This window comes from Actinomadura roseirufa (genome assembly GCF_900659635.1).
Lineage (GTDB): Bacteria > Actinomycetota > Actinomycetes > Streptosporangiales > Streptosporangiaceae > Spirillospora > Spirillospora roseirufa.
The window spans coordinates 1-3,683 of the sequence record NZ_CAACVB010000464.1; the positions used below are offsets into that span (position 1 = coordinate 1).

The 3,683-nt window shown below is 76.6% G+C and carries 5 protein-coding genes; 4 read left to right on the forward strand and 1 reads right to left on the reverse strand.

The window, feature by feature from the left end:
• The 3 genes from E1291_RS40125 to E1291_RS40135 form a co-directional block, all read left to right on the forward strand.
• A partial coding sequence (locus tag E1291_RS40125; RefSeq protein WP_131743231.1) for an MFS transporter occupies positions 1–596 on the forward strand: 596 nt, incomplete at its 5' end.
• A gap of 43 nt (positions 597–639) precedes the next feature.
• Positions 640–1,425, forward strand: coding sequence for an RNA ligase family protein (locus E1291_RS40130; protein ID WP_131743232.1), 786 nt, complete (start codon positions 640–642; stop codon positions 1,423–1,425).
• A complete protein-coding gene (locus E1291_RS40135; protein WP_131743233.1) occupies positions 1,412–2,530 on the forward strand; it encodes an AAA family ATPase in 1,119 nt (372 codons plus the stop codon). The genes E1291_RS40130 and E1291_RS40135 overlap by 14 nt, the downstream gene beginning before the upstream one ends.
• Before the next feature lie 47 nt (positions 2,531–2,577).
• On the opposite strand, the gene E1291_RS40140 is transcribed toward E1291_RS40135, so the two are convergent.
• Positions 2,578–3,537 (reverse strand): alpha/beta hydrolase, encoded by a 960-nt coding sequence (locus E1291_RS40140; protein WP_131743234.1) that lies wholly within the window; start codon positions 3,535–3,537, stop codon positions 2,578–2,580.
• Between E1291_RS40140 and E1291_RS42920 the strand changes: the two genes are divergently transcribed.
• Positions 3,536–3,682 carry a hypothetical protein gene (locus E1291_RS42920; protein WP_165495534.1) on the forward strand — a complete coding sequence of 49 codons (147 nt, stop codon included), beginning with the start codon at positions 3,536–3,538 and terminating at the stop codon, positions 3,680–3,682. The two genes, E1291_RS40140 and E1291_RS42920, sit on opposite strands and share 2 nt — an antisense overlap.
• The last annotated feature ends 1 nt before the right edge of the window (position 3,683 follow it).

Here is a 3,683-nt window from a genome sequence, read left to right on the forward strand (position 1 = left end):
TGCCGGGCGGGCTGCTGCGCGCCCCGGCGTTCCTCGGCGCGGGCGGCATCGCGCTGATCATGAACCTGGTGACGAACGGGACGCTGCTGGTGGCGACGCTGCGGCTGCAGCAGGCCGAGCACCGCCCGGCGCTGGCGGCGGGGGCGATGCTGCTGCCGATGGCGGTGCCGCTGGCGGCGCTGGCGCCGGTGAGCGGGCGGCTGACCGCGCGGTTCGGGACGCGGGTGCCCCTGGGCGCGGGCGCCGCGATCGCCGCGGCGGGGTCGCTGAGCCTGCTGCGGATCGGCTCGGGCGCCTCCTACGGCGCGCTGCTGCCGACGCTGGTCGGCATCGGCGTCGGCGACGGCCTGATCGTGACCGCGGTCGTCGCCGCCGCGATGCGGGCGGTCCCGGCGGCGCACGCCGGGCTCGCGGGGGGCTTCAACAACACCGCGCGGCAGGTCGGGACGGCGCTGGGCGTCGCGGTGTTCGGCGCGGTGGCGGGCTCGGCGCTGCGGCCCGCGCACTTCGCCTCCGGCCTGCACACCCTGGCGTGGGTGAGCCTGGGGCTGTGGCTGGCGGCGCTGGTCCTGTCGCGGACGGTGCCCGCGCGCTGAAATCCGGTTGGCATGATCGGCGGTCTTCGTTAGAACGGTCGGCATGCTCCGCAAGTACCCCCGGACCCGGCACATCGCGGGCTCCCGGCTGCAGCCGGGCGACCACGACCTGGCCGCGGTGCCCTTCGCCGCGATCGCCGGCCGGTTCCTGGTGGTCGAGGAGAAACTCGACGGCGCCAACTGCGGGATCAGCTTCACCTCCGGTGGGGGGCTGCGGCTGCAGAGCCGCGGCCATTTCCTGACCGGCGGGCCGCGCGAGCGCCAGTTCGGCCCGCTGAAGGCGTGGGCCGCCTCGGTCCAGAACGTCCTGTGGGAGCGGCTCGGCGACCGGTACGTGATGTACGGGGAGTGGCTGTACGCCAAGCACACCGTCTTCTACGACGCGCTCCCCCACTATTTCTGCGAGTTCGACGTCCTGGACCGCTCGGACGGGACGTTCCTGTCCACGGCAGCGCGCCGGGAGCTGCTGCACGGCGCGCCGGTCGTGTCGGTGCCCGTCCTGCACGAGGGGCCGCTGCCGGACCTGGCGGCGCTGACGGCGTTCGCGGGACCCTCGACCTGCCGGACGCCGCGCTGGCGGGAGGCACTGCGCGCGGCGGCCGTGGCGGGCGGCGCCGACCCGGCCCGCGTCGCCCGGGAGAGCGACGCCTCCGACGAGATGGAGGGCCTCTACATCAAGGTGGAGGAGGACGGCCGGACGGTCGACCGGTACAAGTGGGTCCGGCCGAGTTTCCTGAACGCGATCCTGGACGCGGGGACGCACTGGCGGGACCGGCCCATCGTCGCCAACGGCCTGGCGGACCCGGAGGTGCTGTATGCGGGTGTTTGAGAAGCTGTGCCCGGCGCCGCCGGACTGGCGGGTGCCGTGGCCGGAGATCCGCGAGGCGTTCGGCTGGGTGCGGGCGCTGGCCGGGGTCGCGCAGGACGCGGTGCACCACGCCGAGGGCGACGTCGAGGTGCACACGCGGATGGCGTGCGAGGCGCTGGCGTCGCTGCCGCGGTGGCGGGCGCGGCCGGGCGCCGAGCGGGTGCGGCTGTTCACGGCCGTGCTGATGCACGACGTCGCCAAGCCGCACTGCACGAGGGTCGAGGACGGCGGGCGGATCACCGCGCACGGGCACTCGCGGGGCGGCGACCTGATGGTGCGGCGGATCCTGTGGGAGCTGGGCGCGCCGGTGGCCTGGCGCGAGCACGTCGCCGCGCTGGTGCGCCACCACCAGGTGCCGTTCTGGGCGCTGGAGCGGCCCGACCTGCAGCAGATCGCGTTCCGGGTGAGCCTGACGGCCCGCAACGACGACCTGGTGCTGCTGGCGACCGCCGACATCCTCGGCCGGATCTGCGCCGACGCCGCCGAGGTGCTGGAGAACATCGCGCTGTACGGCGAGTACTGCGCCGAGCAGGGCTGCCTGGACGCGCCGCGCGCGTTCCCGTCCGAGCACGCCCGGTTCTGGTACTTCCGCAGGCCCGGCCGCGACCCCGGCCACGACGCCTACGACGACACGCGGCTCACCGCGACGGTCCTGTCGGGGCTGCCGGGGGCCGGGAAGGACACCTGGATCGCCGCGCACCGTCCGGGGACGCCGGTGGTGAGCCTGGACCGGCTGCGCGCCGAGATGGGCGTGTCCCCGGCGGGCGACCAGCGTCGGGTGGCCGCGGCGGCGTTCGAGGAGGCGCGCGGGCACCTGCGGGCCGGGCGGTCGTTCGTGTGGAACGCCACCAACGTGTCGCGGTCGATGCGCGACCGGTGCACCGGCCTCATCGCCGGTTACCGCGGCCGGGTCGAGCTGGTCGCGGTCGAGGCGCCGCCCGGGGTGCTGCGCGAGCGCAACCGGAGGCGGGCGGCGCCGGTGCCCGAGGCGGTCGTCGACCGGCTCGTGCGACGGTGGGAGGCCCCGGACCCGACCGAGGGCCACCGCGTCGAGTGGGTGTGCTGACCCGGCCGGGGCCGGGCGGCTCGGAGCAGGCCGCGGGGTGGACGGTGTCAGCCGACGGCGGCGCCGATGTGGCCCGCCTGGCGGGCCAGTTCGCGCCGGGCGATGGTCATGGGGAACGAGGTGAAGGCGTGCACGGCCTCGGCGACGACCACCAGGTCGGCGTCGTTCCCGGCGGCGCGCCAGCGCGCGGCCATGAACAGCGAGTCGTCCAGCAGCGGGTCGGCGGTGCCGACGACGAACCGCGCGGGCGGCAGGCCGCGCAGGTCGCCCGGGTCGGCGTACAGCGGCGAGACGGCGGGGTCGCGGCGCTGCTCGGGGGTCCGGCCGGGCAGGAACTGGTCGTAGAACCAGGCGAGCGTCGCCCTGGACAGGATCATCGTGTCGTGGCCGTGGCGCTGGCTGGGCGTCATGGACAGGTCGTAGACGCCGAAGCACAGCTGCGCGGCGCGGAACGCGCGGGCCCGCGCGCCCAGCCGCAGGAGCGTGCCGACCGCCAGGTGGGCCCCGGCCGACTCGCCGCCGATGACCAGGCGGTCCGTGCCCAACTCGGCGGCGCCGACCGCGATGAGCCAGCGCGCGGCGTCCTCGCAGTCGTCGGGGCCCGCCGGGTAGGGGTGCTCGGGCGCCAGCCGGTACTCGACGCTGACCACGGCGATCCCGGCCGCGCGGGCCAGGTCCCACAGGGCGGCGTCCTGCCCGCGCGCGGTGCCGAGGGTCCAGCCGCCGCCGTGCAGGTGCAGGTACACCCCGCGGACCCGGTCGGGGCGGAACACCCGGACCGGGACGGGGCCGCCGCGTCCGGGGATCGTCCGGTCGGTGCCCTCCGGCAGCGGGAGCGGCGCGGGGAAGGCGCCCTTGCCCGCCTCCCGGGCGGCCCGGATCGCCGGGGCGTCGTCCACCTCGTGCGGCTCCGGGACTCCTGCCAGCGTCCGCGCCAGCGCCGCGTTCTCCCGCCGCGTCCGGTCGGCCACGTCCTCGTCCACCGTGCTGAAGCCCTGGGTCGCCATGGTCGGGAGTGTCGCACCGCGGCGCGCCGCGTTCCAGGCGGCGGACGCCGCGCGGGACAACGTCGCGACGGTGCCGGCCAAGCCGCAGGTCGCCGACCGGGCCGAGGCGATGGTCCGGGCGCGCGGCGCGGGGCCCGGCCGCTGAC

Coding starts and splice junctions, on each gene's coding strand:
- E1291_RS40130 (WP_131743232.1), top strand. CDS start 640: ATGCTCCGCAAGTACCCCCGGACCCGGCACATCGCGGGCTCCCGGCTG.
- E1291_RS40135 (WP_131743233.1), top strand. CDS start 1,412: ATGCGGGTGTTTGAGAAGCTGTGCCCGGCGCCGCCGGACTGGCGGGTG.
- E1291_RS42920 (WP_165495534.1), top strand. CDS start 3,536: ATGGTCGGGAGTGTCGCACCGCGGCGCGCCGCGTTCCAGGCGGCGGAC.
- E1291_RS40140 (WP_131743234.1), bottom strand. CDS start 3,537: ATGGCGACCCAGGGCTTCAGCACGGTGGACGAGGACGTGGCCGACCGG.